General features: G+C 69.9%; 15 protein-coding genes and 2 tRNA genes. 14 read left to right on the plus strand and 3 right to left on the minus strand.

All coding sequences use genetic code 11. The annotated features are described in order from the left end of the window. The first annotated feature begins 211 nt into the window (after positions 1-211). The 4 genes from ACFU95_RS45485 to ACFU95_RS45500 all read left to right on the plus strand — a co-directional run bounded on the left by ACFU95_RS45485 (position 212) and on the right by ACFU95_RS45500 (position 4,071). Complete coding sequence (locus ACFU95_RS45485) at positions 212-667, plus strand: hypothetical protein (RefSeq protein WP_383841946.1); 456 nt, start codon at positions 212-214, stop codon at positions 665-667. A 144-nt stretch (positions 668-811) separates the two neighbouring features. After that, complete coding sequence (locus ACFU95_RS45490; protein WP_217206358.1) at positions 812-2,098, plus strand: glutamate-5-semialdehyde dehydrogenase; 1,287 nt, start codon at positions 812-814, stop codon at positions 2,096-2,098. 198 nt (positions 2,099-2,296) lie between these two features. Continuing rightward, positions 2,297-2,872 carry a hypothetical protein gene (locus tag ACFU95_RS45495; protein WP_383841874.1) on the plus strand — a complete coding sequence of 192 codons (576 nt, stop codon included), beginning with the start codon at positions 2,297-2,299 and terminating at the stop codon, positions 2,870-2,872. A 122-nt stretch (positions 2,873-2,994) separates the two neighbouring features. Beyond that, positions 2,995-4,071, plus strand: coding sequence for a hypothetical protein (locus ACFU95_RS45500; RefSeq protein ID WP_383841877.1), 1,077 nt, complete (start codon positions 2,995-2,997; stop codon positions 4,069-4,071). A gap of 227 nt (positions 4,072-4,298) precedes the next feature. On the opposite strand, the gene ACFU95_RS45505 is transcribed toward ACFU95_RS45500, so the two are convergent. Then, complete coding sequence (locus ACFU95_RS45505; protein WP_383841880.1) at positions 4,299-5,402, minus strand: M48 family metallopeptidase; 1,104 nt, start codon at positions 5,400-5,402, stop codon at positions 4,299-4,301. 146 nt (positions 5,403-5,548) lie between these two features. Between ACFU95_RS45505 and ACFU95_RS45510 the strand changes: the two genes are divergently transcribed. The 9 genes from ACFU95_RS45510 (at position 5,549) to ACFU95_RS45550 (ending at position 10,911) form a co-directional block, all read left to right on the plus strand. Next, on the plus strand, positions 5,549-5,710 hold the full coding sequence (locus ACFU95_RS45510; RefSeq protein WP_383841883.1) for a hypothetical protein: 162 nt from the start codon (positions 5,549-5,551) through the stop codon (positions 5,708-5,710). 130 nt (positions 5,711-5,840) lie between these two features. Beyond that, a complete protein-coding gene (locus ACFU95_RS45515) occupies positions 5,841-6,005 on the plus strand; it encodes a hypothetical protein (protein WP_383841886.1) in 165 nt (54 codons plus the stop codon). 49 nt (positions 6,006-6,054) lie between these two features. Next, positions 6,055-6,693 (plus strand): nicotinate-nucleotide adenylyltransferase, encoded by a 639-nt coding sequence (nadD, locus tag ACFU95_RS45520; RefSeq protein ID WP_383841889.1) that lies wholly within the window; start codon positions 6,055-6,057, stop codon positions 6,691-6,693. 26 nt (positions 6,694-6,719) lie between these two features. Then, positions 6,720-8,447 carry a LytR C-terminal domain-containing protein gene (locus ACFU95_RS45525; RefSeq protein WP_383841892.1) on the plus strand — a complete coding sequence of 576 codons (1,728 nt, stop codon included), beginning with the start codon at positions 6,720-6,722 and terminating at the stop codon, positions 8,445-8,447. Positions 8,448-8,571: 124 nt separating this feature from the next. Further along, positions 8,572-9,018: a ribosome silencing factor gene (rsfS, locus tag ACFU95_RS45530; RefSeq protein WP_383841895.1), complete on the plus strand. Its 447-nt coding sequence runs from the start codon at positions 8,572-8,574 to the stop codon at positions 9,016-9,018. Beyond that, complete coding sequence (locus ACFU95_RS45535) at positions 9,009-9,680, plus strand: histidine phosphatase family protein (RefSeq protein WP_383841898.1); 672 nt, start codon at positions 9,009-9,011, stop codon at positions 9,678-9,680. The genes rsfS and ACFU95_RS45535 overlap by 10 nt, the downstream gene beginning before the upstream one ends. A gap of 127 nt (positions 9,681-9,807) precedes the next feature. Further along, a tRNA-Ala gene (locus ACFU95_RS45540) sits at positions 9,808-9,880 on the plus strand. Between the two features lie 505 nt (positions 9,881-10,385). After that, entirely contained in the window at positions 10,386-10,619 is a 234-nt protein-coding gene (locus ACFU95_RS45545) for a hypothetical protein (protein ID WP_003976229.1), read from the plus strand. Positions 10,620-10,838: 219 nt separating this feature from the next. Then, positions 10,839-10,911 (plus strand) — tRNA-Ala (locus ACFU95_RS45550). 155 nt (positions 10,912-11,066) lie between these two features. On the opposite strand, the gene ACFU95_RS45555 is transcribed toward ACFU95_RS45550, so the two are convergent. Continuing rightward, the gene (locus tag ACFU95_RS45555; protein ID WP_383841901.1) at positions 11,067-12,680 is read right to left on the minus strand and encodes an NADH-ubiquinone oxidoreductase-F iron-sulfur binding region domain-containing protein; all 1,614 of its coding nucleotides are present in this window, start codon (positions 12,678-12,680) and stop codon (positions 11,067-11,069) included. Beyond that, on the minus strand, positions 12,677-13,954 hold the full coding sequence (locus ACFU95_RS45560; RefSeq protein WP_383841904.1) for a cytochrome b/b6 domain-containing protein: 1,278 nt from the start codon (positions 13,952-13,954) through the stop codon (positions 12,677-12,679). Before ACFU95_RS45560 ends, ACFU95_RS45555 begins: the two co-directional genes overlap by 4 nt. Positions 13,955-14,567: 613 nt before the next feature. Between ACFU95_RS45560 and leuS the strand changes: the two genes are divergently transcribed. Continuing rightward, positions 14,568-17,441 (plus strand): leucine--tRNA ligase, encoded by a 2,874-nt coding sequence (gene leuS, locus ACFU95_RS45565; protein ID WP_383841906.1) that lies wholly within the window; start codon positions 14,568-14,570, stop codon positions 17,439-17,441. Positions 17,442-17,464 lie beyond the last annotated feature (23 nt).

The following is a 17,464-nucleotide window of genomic DNA, read 5'->3' on the forward strand; positions in this document are numbered from 1 at the left end:
GAGGTGGACGTTCCGCGCTGTGTCGTCCCGGGGGCCGACCCCCGGACCCCCAGCCGAAAACGGGGTGAACGCCCTGCAAGGGAAGTCGCCCTGAGGTGGACGTTCCGCAAAACCGCCCCGCGAGCCCTTGCGGCCTGCTCAACTTTGTCTCAGGGACATTCCGTGCGACCACCGAGTCGGTCACTGCGTAGAGGAGGCCGTCGTGAGACGAGTGCGACCTGGGACGGCGTCCCGCAGTGCCGGCGGGGCCTCGTCCCGCGCGGCCGGTGAGGAGCGCGCCTTGACGAGCGTCGCGGCCGGCGAGCGGTACGAGGAGCCCAAGGACCTGCCCCGCCTGTGGCACGTCACCCTCAGCGTCTCCGGCCAGGAGGCCCCGCTGAAGGAGGTGCGGCGCGCCCTCGAACAGCTCGCCCACGACCACCCCTTTCTGCTGACCAGCCGGTATGCCAACGACCACGCCGAGATCCGCTACTGGGAAGAGGCCCGCGACCTGCACGACGCGGCCGCCGTCGCCCTGCGCCTGTGGGGCGAGCACCGGCAGAGCGCGGGACTGCCGCCCTGGGAGATCGTCGGCCTGGAGGTCATCGACCGCGAGACCTACCACCAGCGGATCGCGGAGGGGTACGGGCCGCCGCCGGCGACCCCGGTGGGCGTCCACCCCTACTGACCGGAGGGGCGCTTCGAGCGTCCTGGCCGCCTTGAGTTTCCTGCGTTTCCTGCGTTTCCCGAGTGGTCTGTGGGGCTTGCGGGGCCTGTCTCGGGGTTTGGAACGAGCGCTGGACCGGCCGCGCAGTCGCACTACCCTTCTTTCATGACCACGCTCTCGCCGTACGACTCCATGTCCCCGGTCAACCGGGCCGCCTACCGCGCCAAGTCCGCCGCCGCCGACCTCGCCCCGCTGCCGCGGGCCGAGAAGGACGACGCGCTGCTCGCCATCGCGGACGCGCTGGAGGTCCGTACGAGCGAGATCGTCGAGGCCAACGCCAGGGACATCGCCAAGGCCCGTGAAGCCGGCACCAGCGAGGCGATCATCGACCGGCTGACCCTGACTCCGGAGCGCGTGCGGGCCATCGCCTCCGACGTGCGGGACGTCGTCGCGCTGCCCGACCCCGTCGGCGAGGTCGTCCGCGGCTCGACCCTCCCCAACGGCATCGACCTGCGCCAGGTCCGCGTCCCGCTGGGCGTCGTCGGGATCATCTACGAGGCCCGCCCGAACGTCACCGTCGACGCCGCCGCCCTCTGCCTGAAGTCCGGCAACGCCGTGCTGCTGCGCGGCTCGGCCTCGGCGTACGAGTCGAACAGTGCCCTCGTCCGGGTGATCCGCGACGCCGTGGGCGGCGCCGGGCTGCCCGCCGACGCCGTGCAGCTGGTGCCCGGGGAGAGCCGCGAGAGCGTGCGCGAGCTGATGCGCGCCCGCGGGCTCGTCGACGTGCTGATCCCTCGCGGCGGCGCCTCGCTGATCCAGACGGTCGTCACCGAGTCCATCGTCCCGGTCATCGAGACCGGCACCGGCAACTGCCACGTCTACGTCGACGCCCACGCCGACCTCGACATGGCGATCGAGATCCTGATCAACTCCAAGGCCCACCGCGTCAGCGTCTGCAACGCCGCCGAGACCCTCCTGGTCCACCAGGACATCGCCCCGGAGTTCCTGCCGCGCGCCCTGGACGCCCTCGCGGAGGCCGGAGTGACCGTGCACGCAGACGAAAGGGTGCTGGCGTACGCCAAGGACTCCAAGGCGACCGTCGTGGAGGCCACGGCGGAGGACTGGGAGACCGAGTACCTGTCCTACGACATCGCCGCCGCGGTCGTGGACTCGCTGGACAAGGCCGTCGAGCACATCCGCCTGTGGACCTCCGGCCACACCGAGGCCATCGTCACCACCTCCCAGCAGGCCGCCCGCCGCTTCACCCAGCTGGTCGACTCGACGACGGTCGCGGTGAACGCCTCCACCCGCTTCACCGACGGCGGCCAGTTCGGCTTCGGCGCGGAGATCGGCATCTCCACGCAGAAGCTGCACGCCCGAGGGCCGATGGGGCTGCCGGAGCTGACCAGCACGAAGTACATCGTCACCGGGGACGGGCACGTACGGCGCTGAGGAATCCTCCGTCGAGGGCGCGCTCGCTGCTGTCGGGGGGCGCGTCGGGGGGCTCGGCGGCGCAGGGCGCGCGGCCGGGGCATATGCATCCGACACGCGCCCCCCGCTGCCTCCGTGCACGCACCCGAGATGTCTCACAAGCCGGATGAATTTCCATACCGTCTGCCCAAATTGACCCCCCAGGACTACTCTGGATCCGTGCCGGAGGACGTGGGGGGCACGCCGTTCCCTGACGGCTGGGAGCCCGACGACGACCACGACCGCGGGGTGTCGGACGAAGAGTTCGCCTCCGTGGTCTTCGACGAGGCCTTCGTACAGGCGGCCGTGGTGCACGAGCCGACCGCCGTCGAGCGCCTCCTGGCCGCCGCCCAGGCGAGAGCGGAGGCCTCCGAGGCGGAGGCCCGCCGGGCTCACGGCCGGGGTGAGCGGTACGACGAGGGGTACGGCCCGGAGCGCCGCGCCGCTTTCGGCCATGATCCGGAACTGGATGATCTGGACGACCCAGACATTTTCGAGGATCGCTACGGCGCCCCCGGGACCTATGGCAAGCAGGTCCGCTGGCACCGTCCCGTGGCCTGGATGCTCGCCCTCGTCATGGGCATCGGCATGGTGGCACTGGCCTTCGCGGCCGTCTACCGGGGTGCTTCCTCGAACAGCAGGGACCAGGTCCCGCCGCCGGCGTCCACAGGGCTCGAACAGGGCACCGGAGCGTCTCCCTCGGTATCCGCCGACTACTCGCAGCCGGCTGCCTCGGCGACGCCGCGCACGCCCTGACCGGAACTCGACCGAGGGCCTGAGCGCTACGGAGAGCGGCCTCCCCTTCCTGGTGAGAACCTGTCAGAACTTGTCGTGTAGCAGGGCGTTTACCTGGCCTCCCGGCGACCTACCCTGAAGGTATGGGAGGGCCAGGAGACCCACCTGAGGGGACACCCGAGGGCGGTCCCGGAGGTGGCGAGGAAGAGTACCGATCCGTCGTCTTCGACGAGTCGTTCGTCCGTGCTGCCCGCCTCCAGGAGTTCTCCGCGCAGGAGCGCCTGGCCGACCACGCACCCGCCGTACGCCGCCGTCCACCGATGCGCCGGGGCCTGTCCCGGCAGGCGCTGATCCTGGTCCTGTTGATCGCCGTGGCCTTCGGTACGGCGATCTACATGGGTGTACGGCACCCCTACCAGACGCCCGCGAACTCCGGGCCGCCCGCCGAACCCCTCCGGATGACCGTCATCCCGCTCGCCCCGCCGGGCAAGGTGCCCGGGGCGACCGACACGGCGTACCTGTACGAGCACAGCCCGGCCGCGCAGTTCCGCATCGGCGCGGAGGGCATCCCGCTGCCGGCCGCCCGCCGGACCGCGCACTTCTCCGACAGCCAGGTGACGAACGCGCTGAGTATCGCGAAGGACTACATCGTGCGGTCCTCGTTGTATCCCGAGGTGCTGACCGGCGACCAGATCCGTGCGGTCCGGGTGCTGCTGGACCCCGACCAACTGGATCAGTTCGACCAGAGCTTCGGGCATCCGGCCGCGGACGGGCGGCATGCGCCGACCGGATGGCTGGTTCGCTTCGACGCCACCCAGGCCGAGCTGGCCGACCGCAGGATCCGGGTGCAGGGCACGCTCCAGGCCGCGGAGACCGACTCCTCCACACTGGAGGTCATGGCCGATCACACGTTCGTGTACGCCCTGCGGGCGGCGAAGGCGGGGGAGAAGGCGGCCGAGGCCTCGCTGTTCACCGTGCGGCGGGAGCTGCACTTCCGCTTCGACCGTGAGGACCTGCGGCTGCACCAGGCCCAGCTGGTCGTGTCCTATGTCCAGGCGGGACCGCTGTCCTGTGCCGAGGACTCGACGAACCGGCTGCACCCGCTTCTGGCGGGACAGACGGCCAAGGAGGGCGGTCCTGCGGGGACCGACCCCTATGCCACGGGTGGGGCCACGGCGCTGTGCGGGTCGCTGGCTGCGGGGTCCCAGCCGAAGGTGTGAGCGGGGACTTTTCCCGCCCCCGCCGCCCCTACCCGTCCCATTCCTGAGGGCTGCGCCCCCAGACCCCCGCTGTCGGCCCTGCGGGCCTCGTCCTCAAGCGCCGGACGGGCTGAAGTACTCAGCCTCTCCGGCGTTTGAGGAGCGGGGTCTGGGGCGGAGCCCCAGAAGGATGGGACGGGTAGGGGCGGCGGGGGCGAGGAACCGCTGCAAACAGCCACAGGCGGCCGTCAGGCGTTGTCCCCGCCGTCGTCCCGCCTGTCGTCGTCCCGGCGCGGCTCCTCCCTGGGAGCAGCACCCGCGAAACCGCCGAAACCGCGTCGTACCCGGCCGCCCAGATCTCCCGCGCCCCCGGCGATGTCCGTGACCAGCTTCATCAGAGGGTCCTTGGACGACTTCACGTGGGTGGCGTAGTGGGACGCCGACTCACGGAAGGAGTCGGTGACCGAGGTGTCCTTGTCCTCATCGCGGCGCGGGTAGTGGCCGTCCATGATCCGCTGGTGGTCACGGGACTCGGCCCACTTCTTCAGCTCGGCCGCGCGGACCGTGGTGAAGGGGTGCGAGCGGGGCAGGACGTTCAGGATCTTGAGGACGGAGTCGCGCAGGTCGCCGCCCGCCTCGTACTCCTCCGCCTGCTTCAGGAACGCGTCCACGTTCATCTCGTGCAGATGGTGGCCGCCCGCGAGCTTCATCAGGCCGCGCATCGAGGCCTGGAGGTCCTGGCCGACGAGCAGGCCGGCCCGGTCGGCGGACAGCTCCGACTTGCGGAACCACTCCCGCAGCGCCGTCACGATCGCCATGATCGCGATGTTGCCCAGCGGGATCCAGGCGACCCGGACCGCCAGGCTGGTCAGGAACAGCAGGATCGTGCGGTACACCGAGTGGCCGGAGAGGGCGTGGCCCACCTCGTGGCCGACCACCGCCCGCATCTCCTCCTCGTCGAGCAGCTCCAGCAGCCCGGTCGTGACCACGATGATCGGCTCGTCCAGGCCGATGCACATCGCGTTCGGCACCGGGTCCTGGTTGACGTACATCGGCGGGACCTTCTCCAGGTCCAGGATGTAACAGGCGTCCCGCAGCATGTCGTTGAGGTGCGCGAACTGCTGTTCCGAGACCCGCACCGAGTCGGACAGGAAAAGGAGCCTGAGGCTGCGCTCGGGCAGGAGGCCGCTCAGGGCCTTGAAGACGGTGTCGAAGCCGCTGAGCTTGCGCAGGGCCACCAGGGCCGAGCGGTCCGCCGGGTGTTCGTACGCACGCGAGGAGATCCCGGGGAAACGCCTGCGCTGCCTGCTCGGTACGTGCTCGTGCCCGTGCTGCTCGTGGCCGTCGGACATGTCTTCCCCCATGTGCGTCTGGATGGCTCTCTATGGCTCTGTGCGGCCCTTTGCTGAGCCTTGTTCCGACCTTTGCGCCCCCGAAGCAGAGCCCAGCCTAGGCGGAGTTACCGTGGACGGGCACTACAGCGAAGGAGTTCCGCGTCATGGAGCACAACCCCGCAGCCGCTTGGCTCACCGAGGCCGCGAGCGCGGCCGGGCAGCAGGGGGCGGGGAATCTGCTCCGGGTGGTGCTGATCGTGATGGTCGTGGGCTGTGTGCTGACCGCGTGGTTCCTGTTGCGGGGCTACAGGCAGAAGGACGACTGAGCCCCTGGGAAGGTTCCCCACCGGTCGTCCCGGGCGCCCCAACGGAGGAGTCGGCGTGATCCCCGTCATGGCACCCGCTTACGATGGGCCGACATCTTTATCCCGCCCACACCGATAGGTCACGCCGAAGATGAGCTTCCACAGCGCCGCTGCCCAGTTGGTCACCCTCGCCGCCGAGGGCGAGGAGCACGGTGGCCACCACAACAGCATCAGCCCGTTGCTCACCGGGGGTGGCGCCTTCGTCATCCTGCTGCTCCTGCTGTGGATCACCACCCGCTTCAACCGCGACCGCTGAGCCACGGACAGGCCTGGGCCCTCGGGCGGGGCCGGTAGGGTCTGCACGCATGGGAGAGCAGGACATGCCTACCGGCCCCGGAAACGGCCCGTCGAACCCCGGCAAGCGCCGTCTCGGCGTCATGGGCGGAACGTTTGACCCGATCCACCACGGCCACCTCGTCGCGGCCAGTGAGGTCGCCGCGCAGTTCCACCTCGACGAGGTCGTGTTCGTGCCCACCGGCCAGCCATGGCAGAAGAGCCACCGGCACGTCTCCCCGGCCGAGGACCGCTATCTGATGACGGTCATCGCCACGGCCGAGAACCCGCAGTTCTCCGTCAGCCGTATCGACATCGACCGCGGCGGCCCGACGTACACCGTGGACACCCTGCGTGACCTGCGCGCGCTCAACCCCGACACCGACCTCTTCTTCATCACCGGCGCCGACGCCCTCGGTCAGATCCTGACCTGGCGGGACTCGGAGGAGCTCTTCTCCCTCGCGCACTTCGTCGGGGTCACCCGGCCAGGCCACGACCTCACCGACGCCGGGCTCCCGGAGGGGGGCGTGTCGTTGGTCGAGGTTCCCGCGCTGGCCATCTCGTCCACCGATTGCCGCGCGAGAGTCGCAAAGGACGACCCCATCTGGTATCTGGTGCCGGACGGAGTCGTGCGCTACATCGACAAGCGCGAGCTGTACCGCGGCGAGTGAGGCGAGTGAGCCGAGAGGGGCGACCGGTGAACGACCGATACGACGCGGGGGCCGCGGGATACGAGGCCGACCAGTACGAACTCGTCGGCTACGACGAGTACGGGCAGCCGGTGTACCGGCAGATCCCGGCGCGGCAGCAGCCGCCCCAGCAGCAGTACGACCCTTACGCGCAGCAGGGCTACGGCTACGACCCGTACGCGACTGGCCGGCAGCAGCCGGTCCCGCCGTACGACCCCTACGCGACCGGCGACACCGGCCAGCAGCCGCCCACGCCCTCCTACGACCCGTACGGCACCGGCACGCACCCCCAGCAGGGCGGGCCCCAGCAGGGCGGGGCGCATTCGCCGCCGTACGACCCGTATGGGCGTACCGCCACCAGCGGACAGCAGCACCGCGTCGCCGAGCAGACCGCCTACATCCCGCAGCAGGCCGGGCCGGTCGAGGAACCGCAGCCCCAGGAGCGGGGCGACCGGGTCGACCGGGACTACCGCACCGAGCAGTTCGCCTTCGTCGAGGAGCCCGACGGTGACTCCGAGGACGTCATCGACTGGCTGAAGTTCACCGAGAACCGCACCGAGCGCCGCGAGGAGGCACGACGACGGGCACGCGCGCGTGTGATCGCGCTCGTGGTCGTCCTGGCGGTCGTCGCGACCGGCGGGGTCGGCTACCTCTGGTACGCCGGGAAGCTGCCCGGCCTGTCGTCGTCCGACAGCAAGGAGAGCACCGCGACGGCCGTGGGCGCCCAGAAGCGTGACGTGATCGTCGTCCACCTGCACAACACCGCGAAGGGCGGCACCTCCACGGCGCTGCTCGTCGACAACACCACCACCGATCAGGGCACCACCGTCCTCCTGCCGAACTCCCTCGCCCTGACCGGTGACGACGGCACCACCACCCTGGCCAAGTCGGTCGACGACGACGGCTCATCGGGGACGCGCGACGCGATCGACACCGCCCTCGGCACCGAGATCCAGGGCACCTGGCGCCTGGACACCCCGTATCTCCAGAACCTCGTCGACCTGGTCGGCAACATCGAGGTCGACACCAACGCCGACGTGCCCGACCCGGAGGCCAAGTCCAAGGGCGCCGCACCCCTCGTCCGCAAGGGCAAGGGCCAGACCCTCAGCGGCAAGATGGCCGTCGCCTACGCCACCTACCAGGGCTCTGGCGAGGCGCAGAACGCCCAGCTGGAGCGGTTCGGGCAGGTCATGCAGGCCACCCTGCGCAAGCTCACCTCGGACACGCAGGGCGCGACCGTCACCGTGCAGACGCTCGGGATGATCATCGAGCCGCCGCTGACCGACAAGGACCTCGGCGCCTTCCTCGCCAAGCTCGCCGAGCTCGCCAAGGGCGGCGACTACAAGACGGCCATGCTGCCCGTGCAGACCGACGGCACGCTCAGCGCCCAGGCCAGCGCCGCCGTCGTCAAGGACGTCCTGGGCGGCACCGCCAAGAGCCCCGACAAGGACGCCGCGGTCCGCGTGTCCATCCGCAATGCCACCGGCGTCAAGGACAACACCGAGAAGGCCCGCGTGGTGCTGCTGAACGGCGGCTTCACCTTCCTGGAGGGCGGTACGGCGTCGGCCGCGGCCACGTCCGAGGTCGTCTACGCCGACGCCGCCGACAAGGACAACGCCACCGAGGTCGCCAAGACCCTCGGCCTGTCCGCCGGAGCGGTCAAGAAGGGCGAGGTGTCCGGAAACGCGGATGTCTCGGTGGTGCTGGGGCAGGACTACGAACCGTCGTCCTCGTAGCCGCAGCGCGCACATCACCGCAGGCCACCCCACGGGAGCCGGTAATCACGTGGGGTGCTGTCACCGGTCCGTGAGACCCTTGAGGTCGAGTGAAGCCAAGTGTCCGCCGACCGAAAGCCTTGCAGTGACCGCTACCGACCGTTCCATCGAGCTCGTCCACACCGCCGCCCAGGCGGCCGCCGACAAGCTCGCGCACGACATCATCGCCTACGACGTCAGCGACGTCCTGTCGATCACGGACGCCTTCCTGCTGGCTTCCGCGCCCAACGACCGCCAGGTCAAGTCCATCGTCGACGAGATCGAGGAGCGCCTCCAGAAGGAGCTCGGCGTCAAGCCGGTGCGCCGTGAGGGTGACCGCGAGGCCCGCTGGGTGCTGCTCGACTACGTCGACATCGTCGTCCACGTCCAGCACAGCGAGGAGCGCGTCTTCTACGCGCTGGAGCGGCTCTGGAAGGACTGCCCCGAGCTCGAACTGCCCGAGGACGCCAAGGCGACCCGCGGCAAGGCCGCGGAGCACGCCAAGCTCCAGGCCGCCGAGGAGGCGGCAGAGCTGGACGGTGAGTGGCGGTGAGCGCCTTCAGTGAGGCCGCCAGGCCCGGCCGGGGCCGCCGCGTCATCCTGTGGCGGCACGGCCAGACCTCCTGGAACGTGGAGCGCCGCTTCCAGGGCTCCACGGACGTCGCCCTCACCGAGGCCGGTGTCTCCCAGGCCCGCCGCGCCGCCAGGCTGCTCGTCAACCTCAAGCCGGACGCGATCGTCGCCTCCGACCTCCAGCGCGCCGCGAACACGGCCGCCGAGCTGGCCACGCTCACCGGGCTGGAAGTGACGCACGACGAGGCTCTTCGCGAGACCTACGCGGGCGTCTGGCAGGGGCTGACGCACGAGGAGATCATCGACCGGTACGGCGAGGAGTACGCCGCGTGGAAGCGCGGTGAGCCGGTGCGCCGCGGCGGCGGAGAGCTGGAGACCGAGGTCGCCGACCGCGCCGCCCCCGTGGTGCTCCGGCATGCCGAGAAGCTCCCCGACGACGGCACACTCGTCGTCGTCAGCCACGGCGGCACGATCCGTACGACGATCGGCCGCCTCCTCGGTCTGGAGCCCCGGTTCTGGGAGAGCCTCGGTGGCCTCTCCAACTGCTGCTGGTCGGTTCTGGGCGAGGGCGCTCGCGGCTGGCGTCTGCTGGAGCACAACGCCGGCACCCTGCCGGAGCCGGTGCTCGGCGACGACGACTGACGCGCCAGGGCTCGCCGGGGCGACCCGCGACCCGGATTTCACTTTCCGGCAGGTCGCAGGCTAAAGTTCTTCTTGTTCGCCCGCCGAGCGGGGAACGAAACAACATGCGGCTTACGCCGCGTGTCCAGGGGCTATAGCTCAGTTGGTAGAGCGCCTGCATGGCATGCAGGAGGTCAGGAGTTCAATTCTCCTTAGCTCCACAGCGAGACAACAAGATCCCGCCGATCGCTTTGATCGGCGGGATCTTCTGGTATCCACGGCGGGCGTCCGGATCAACGGCCGGGTCGGCGCGGCCGGTTCGCGCGCGGCAGCGGTCTTCGTCGAACTGTTCGGGTCCGGCTTGAGTCACTCGGGCCTCGCCAGGCGTATACCTCTCACGAGGCGCTTTGCGGTGCATGTGTGCACGGTCCGTACGGCCGCGATGGCTGCTGTGTCCGGACTGGTACTGAGGCGTCGCTGACCGTATTGGTCCGGCCGTGGCAGAATCAAACGGCCGGAAGGGGGCGCGGCCCGACGGGAGGAGTAGTGATGCCTGCGAGCATCTTCGAGGAGGTCGGTGGCCTCTTCGAAGCAGCTTTGACACGGGATACGATCACCCGCCTCAGCTGCCCTTCCTGCGGCTCCGCCCATGTCGCTCAGCTTCTCGGCGACAACGGCGGAATTTCCTACGTGTGCACGGCCTGCGGCCACAGCTGGAGCTGATCGATGGGTGCACACAGGCGAAAGTGCGACTGGTGTGGCAGCGGGACGCCGATCGTCCGTGACATGGAACCGGTGAACCCCGACTACCAGTACTGGTGCGAGGAATGCGCGCGGGCGCTGATCATAAAGGGCGACCCGATCGAGACCTACCGTGAACTCGAGGGCGAGCCGATCTATGGCCGCCTCCTCGAAGAGCACTGCACGCTCAAGCGCTTCTACTCCTTCGTCACGGCTTGAGGCCGTCCGGGTAACTCGGCGCTGTCTCGGTGCGGTTCGTGCCGTCCCGGGGCGTCCTGGGCGTCTGGTGCTCAGGGGTGGGCTCCGGGCCACGCGATCACGGTCACGGAATCCGACATTAGTGTGCGTATCGGTGTCGAGTGGAAACGATTTGGTGCTGCACAGGGTCGCCCGGTAAAGTTGGCGTCGCCGCCGGGGAAACCGGGCGGAACAAAGCAAGGGGCTATAGCTCAGTTGGTAGAGCGCCTGCATGGCATGCAGGAGGTCAGGAGTTCAATTCTCCTTAGCTCCACAGCAAGATCCCGCCGGATCGGTCCGATCCGGCGGGATCTTTTTCGTTTGCGGACACCGTTGGTTTCAGCGGCGGTTGACCAAAGCCCGCAGACGCGTGGAGGGGCCGTCCGGTGCGGACGGCCCCTCCACGCGTGCGTGCCCGAGCGCAGGGCCTCAGCGGCCCAGGGCGCGCCTGCCGCGGCCCTGGGAGAGGACCGGCAGGTTGTTGCGGGACGAGTCCTGCGCGCGGGTGTCCTCCTCGATGCGCAGGGCGAGGGCGGGGCAACGGCGCACCGCGCGCAGGGCCTTGGCCTCGGCATAGCGCGGGACCTTTGCCTGGGCGACGGTCGGGAAGCCGTCGGCGCCGAGCTGGAAGACCTCCGGGAGGATGTCCGCGCACAGGCCGTGGCCCCGGCACAGCGTCCAGTCGACGTAGATCTTCTGGCGGCTGGGGCCGTTCTCCTCCGACTCGGCGCCGCCCGGGATGCCCGACGGGGCCCTGCCGCCCTCGAAGAGTGGCAGAACGCCCTCCACGGGCCGTCCGCAGCCGTTGCCCAGGACGTGCGCCGCGAGGTCGTCGGTGAACGCCTTGATGGTCGATTCCAGGAACATCGCGGAGCCGTCCGGGTGCGAGCACGCGCCGCGCCGCTTCACGTTCTTGGCGACCTGCTTGAGCGCCTCCAGGGCGGCCGGACCGCCCCCGTTGAGGATGTCCTCCAGTCCGCGCGCGGCGGCCGGCAGGCCGAGGTAGCAGGGGCCGCACTGGCCCGCGCTCTCCTCGGCCAGCCACTGCGCCACCCGTAGCGACTCGCCCAGCGGGCAGGTCTCCTGAGTGATCGGCAGGATCGCGCCCGCCCCGAGCGCGCCGCCCACCGCGTCCAGGGAGTTGCGCGAGACGACCGCCTCGTTGACCGTCGCCGCGTCGATCCACTTGCCGTGGTAGCCGCCGGTCAGCACGCCCTGGGGGACGGGCGGGGCACCGGCGAGCTGGAGGACGTAGCGCAGCGGTACGCCCGTGGGGACCTCGATGACCATGGGGCGGGCTACCGCGCCGGAGACCGTGAGCATGACGGTGCCCGGCTCGTCGTACAGGCCGGTGTTGCCGTAGCGCTCGGGGCCGATGCGGGCGGCGATCGCGAGCTGCGCGAACGTCTCGGCGTTGGAGAGCAGGGTGGGGGCGCCGCCGACGCCGTTCTGCGATGCGCTGACCTTGCGGCCGGCCGGGATCGCCGGGCCGCCGTCGATGGAGCGGATCAGGGAGGCGGCGGCGCCGGTGACCATGCGCACCGGGTTGCGCTGCACGAACGCGCGTAGCGCGGACCGGCGGCTGTTGCTGAGGCCGCGCTCGGCGAGGGCCGCCTCCATGGAGCGCTGGGTCGATTCCCGGGTGACCCCCACCACGAGCGTGCGGGCACCCAGGGCTTCGGCGCACAGCAGCGCGCCGTCCAGGATGAGGTGCGGGGCACGGTTGATCATCACCGTGTCCTTGCGGCAGGCCGGTTCGTCCTCGCTGCCGTTGACCACCACGACCGGCCGTACGCCACGCTTGATCGCGGCCTCCGCGACCGAGCGCAGCTTCCTGTGGAAGGGGAAGCCCGCGCCGCCGCGGCCCTTCAGATTGATGTTCTCGGCGAGCTTCGCGAGCTGCTCGCCGCCCATCGGTTCGAGCGGCCCGTGCACCTTGAGGTGCATGGGCAGATCGAGTCTTTCGACAAGGTCGAAGCCCGACGTGAGCTGGGGAAGTCCGACCACGCGGACTTCGGGTACGTCGGGCAGGGCCTCGTTCACTTAAAGCCTCCGGAAGGCGTGTTCCAAGGTTCGCCCGAACCCGGTGCGTCGAAGTCGTAGGAGGCACCGGGCAGTGATTCAGTGGCGGGACCGCTGTTGTTGTACGTGTCGTTCTGGTTGTACGTACCGAAGACGGCGTTCGTCTCAGCGGTGTCGTACACATCACTCGAGCCGTAGCCCGAAGCGCCGGAGTCGTAGCCCTGGGCGCTCGCATTGCCATAGACGGGGATGTTGTATCCCGTGTCGTTGAGCGGGTCGTAGGACGACGGGGGCGCCTCGCCCACGGGCGGCGGGGACGGGATCGGCCAGCTGCCCGAGGTGCTGCCGCCGCCGTCGACGCGCGGGATCGCCTCCGTCGGCTGCATGTCCAGGGGCAGGTCCATGCGGGCGGTCTGGTCGGCCGGGTAGGGCTGCTGTTGCCCGCGGGAGCGGGGTGAGACGGCGCGGTAGGCGGCGGCGAAGCCCGAACCGGACGCCTGGGCTGAGGGAGCCTGGTACAGGGGGTCGGAGGAAGGCGTCGCCCGGGGCTGGGATCCCGTCGTCGGGTCGGCCCGCCTCGACCGCCTTCCCCTCCCCTCGGAGCCGGGCAGCGCGGACTCCGACGACCGGGCCCTGCTCAGGTCCAGTTCCTCGCGGCTCGAGGGCTGCCCGTTGCCGATGAGCTGGGCGATCCGGTCGGCGACCTTGCGCTTGAACGGGCGCGGCGCCGCACGCAGGGCGAGGGCGGCGGCGACCGCCACGACGCACAGCTCGTAGGACACCATGAAGAACGTCTTCGCCGGACGGCCGGCGAACAGGCCGTGGATCAGTGCCGCGCACCAGGCCGGGTAGGCCAGCATGTGCATCGCCCGCCAGCGCGCCGCGACCGGCGCCGGGGACGCGAAGCGGTTGCGCAGCGCACCGGTGACGCCGACGAAGATCATGAGCATGGCGGCCAGGGAGCCCAGGCCGACGAGGAAGGCGCTGCCCGGGATCTCGGTGCCGCCGGCGAACACCAGGCCGAAGGGGATCAGCGCGGCGATCGGGCTGGCGTGGTCCAGGGCCAGCTTGACGCCGATGTGCACCAGGAGGAACGCGATCGACGCCACAGCGGTCACTCGGTGGATGGCCTGCGCGATGAGTCGCTGCCGGGTGTTGAGGATCATCCGGTCCTGGGCGACGAGCCCCCAGAGCACCGAGCAGGTGAGACAGACGAGGGACAGCACGCCGGCGCCGAAGTTGAGGAATTCCAGGAAGGCGTCGTCCGCCACGCTGTCGTTCGGATCCGTCGTCACGGCATGCCTCCCGAAAGCGCGATGAGGGGTATGGGCGACCGAGTGTCAGCGACCGACGCCCCCCGGGCCGGGAGATCCGTCCTGGGGGGCGGGCTGCTGTGGGGACGAGGGTTCATGGGGGCAACTCCGAACGGTTCGGGAAGGCGGTCCCGCTGCCGCACTCTAAGTGGCTCCATACCGGGGGGTACGGCGTTTGAGTTATTGCGTTGTTATCTACGGGCTGCGAGGGGCGGGCGATGTCCCTTAGCGACTGTTACGCCAGGTAACAATTGAACGTTGTTCAGCTTTTCGAGGTCTTCACAACTCTCTGGTACGGAACCAGGGGCGTGGTTGTTCACGCATGCACGCCGCATGCACGCCGCATGCACGCCGCATGCGCTCCCGCGTGCGCGCCCCTCCGCCGGAAGCCCGTCGCGACGCGCTCGGGCGCTGCGGTACCCTGACGCCATGCGTGCCGTACGCCTTCTGCTTAGCGGGCCGCGCTGATCAGTCCCGACCACCGGGTGAATCGGATGGTCGGAATCGGCGCGGCGTCCCCTCCTGTGCGAGGGGATTTTTCGTTTCCAGAGAACCGCAGCCGCTGGCAGAGACGATCGATGGAGCTTTGAGGATCATGAGCGAGACGAACCCCGCTGCCACCGCCGAGGTGGCCGCGCCGCACCGCTACACGGCCGCCATGGCGGCCGACATCGAGGCACGCTGGCAGGACTTCTGGGACGCCGAGGGCACCTACGCGGCGCCGAACCCGAAGGGGGACCTGGCGGGTGACCCCGAGCTGGTCGCCAAGCCCAAGAAGTTCATCATGGACATGTTCCCGTACCCCTCCGGTGCGGGCCTGCACGTCGGTCACCCGCTGGGCTACATCGCCACCGACGTCTTCGCGCGCTTCCAGCGCATGACCGGCCACAACGTCCTGCACACCCTGGGCTTCGACGCCTTCGGCCTGCCCGCCGAGCAGTACGCCGTGCAGACCGGCACGCACCCGCGTGTCTCCACCGAGGCCAACATCGAGAACATGAAGGTCCAGCTGCGCCGGCTGGGCCTGGGCCACGACAAGCGCCGGTCGTTCGCCACGATCGACCCGGACTACTACAAGTGGACCCAGTGGATCTTCCTGCAGATCTTCAACTCCTGGTACGACGACGAGGCGAACAAGGCCCGCCCGATCTCCGAGCTGATCGCGGCCTTCGAGTCCGGTGAGCGTGCCGTACCGGGGCACACGCGCGCGTGGAGCGAGCTGACCGCCGCCGAGCGGGCCGACGTCCTGGGCGGGTTCCGGCTGGCGTACGCCTCGGACGCGCCGGTCAACTGGTGCCCCGGGCTGGGCACCGTCCTGGCCAACGAGGAGGTCACGGCCGACGGCCGCTCCGAGCGCGGCAACTACCCGGTCTTCAAGGCCAAGCTGCGCCAGTGGAACATGCGCATCACCGCGTACGCCGACCGGCTGCTGGACGACCTGACCGAGCTGGACTGGCCCGAGGCCATCAAGCTGCAGCAGCGCAACTGGATCGGCCGCTCCGAGGGCGCCCGCGTCGACTTCCCGATCGACGGGGAGCGCATCACGGTCTTCACCACGCGGCCCGACACCCTGTTCGGCGCCTCCTACATGGTGCTGGCGCCGGAGCACCCGCTGGTCGAGAAGTTCACCCCGGACGCCTGGCCCGAGGGCACGCACGACGTGTGGACCGGCGGCCACGCGACCCCGGCCGAGGCCGTCGCCGCCTACCGCGCGCAGGCCGCCTCCAAGTCGGACGTCGAGCGCCAGGCCGAGGCCAAGGACAAGACCGGCGTCTTCATCGGCTCGTACGCGACCAACCCGGTCAACGGCGAGCAGGTCCCCGTCTTCATCGCCGACTACGTCCTGATGGGCTACGGCACCGGCGCGATCATGGCCGTACCGTGCGGCGACCAGCGTGACTTCGAGTTCGCGCGCGCCTTCGAACTGCCGATCCGCTGCATCGTCGAGCCGACGGACGGCCGGGGCACGGACACCTCGACGTGGGAGGACGCCTTCGGGTCGTACGACGCGAAGATCATCAACTCCACCGGCGAGGGCGTGTCCCTGGACGGCCTGGGCGTCGCCGAGGCCAAGGCGCGCATCACCGAGTGGCTGGAGCGGTCCGGTGTCGGCGAGGGCACCGTCAACTTCCGGCTGCGCGACTGGCTGTTCAGCCGTCAGCGCTACTGGGGCGAGCCCTTCCCGATCGTCTACGACGAGGACGGCATCGCCCACTCCCTGCCCGAGTCGATGCTGCCGCTGGAGCTGCCCGAGGTCGAGGACTACTCGCCGCGCACCTTCGACCCGGACGACGCCGACACCCAGCCCGAGACGCCGCTGTCGCGCAACGAGGACTGGGTCAACGTCACCCTGGACCTGGGCGACGGGCCGAAGCGCTACCGGCGTGAGACCAACACCATGCCCAACTGGGCCGGTTCCTGCTGGTACGAGCTGCGCTACCTGGACCCGAACAACAGCGAGAAGCTGGTCGACCCGGAGATCGAGCAGTACTGGATGGGCCCGCGCGAGGGCCAGCCGCACGGCGGCGTCGACCTGTACGTCGGCGGCGCCGAGCACGCCGTGCTGCACCTGCTGTACGCGCGCTTCTGGTCCAAGGTCCTGTTCGACCTGGGGCACGTCTCCTCGGTGGAGCCGTTCCACAAGCTGTTCAACCAGGGCATGATCCAGGCCTACGTCTACCGCGACAGCCGTGGCATCGCGGTGCCGGCCGCCGAGGTGGAGGAGCGCGACGGCGCCTACTACTACCAGGGTGAGAAGGTCTCCCGGCTGCTGGGCAAGATGGGCAAGTCCCTGAAGAACGCGGTCACCCCGGACGAGATCTGCGCCGAGTACGGCGCCGACACGCTGCGTCTGTACGAGATGGCGATGGGCCCGCTGGACGTGTCCCGGCCGTGGGACACGCGCGCGGTGGTCGGCCAGTTCCGGCTGCTGCAGCGGCTGTGGCGCAACGTCGTCGACGAGACGACCGGTGCCGTGACGGTGGTGGACGCCGAGCCCGACGAGGACACGCTGCGTGCCCTGCACAAGGCGATCGACGGGGTGCGCGGGGACCTGGAGGGCATGCGGTTCAACACCGCGATCGCCAAGGTCACCGAGCTGAACAACCACCTGACCAAGGCGGGCGGTGCGGTGCCGCATTCGGTCGCCGAGGCGCTGGTGCTGATGGTCGCGCCGCTGGCCCCGCACGTCGCCGAGGAGCTGTGGCGCAGGCTGGGCCACGAGGACTCGGTCGTGCACCAGGACTTCCCCGTCGCCGACCCGGCGTACGTCGTGGACGAGACCGTGACCTGTGTCGTGCAGATCAAGGGCAAGGTCAAGGCCCGCCTGGACGTCTCGCCGGCCATCTCCGACGCGGACCTGGAGAAGGTCGCGCTGTCTGACGAGAAGGTCGTGGCGGCGCTGGACGGCGCTGGGATCCGCAAGGTGATCGTGCGCGCGCCGAAGCTGGTGAACATCGTTCCGGCGTAGGCCTTCGGTGATCGGGCCGGGGA

The sequence above is a fragment of the Streptomyces sp. NPDC057623 genome (assembly GCF_042800355.1).
Lineage (GTDB): Bacteria > Actinomycetota > Actinomycetes > Streptomycetales > Streptomycetaceae > Streptomyces.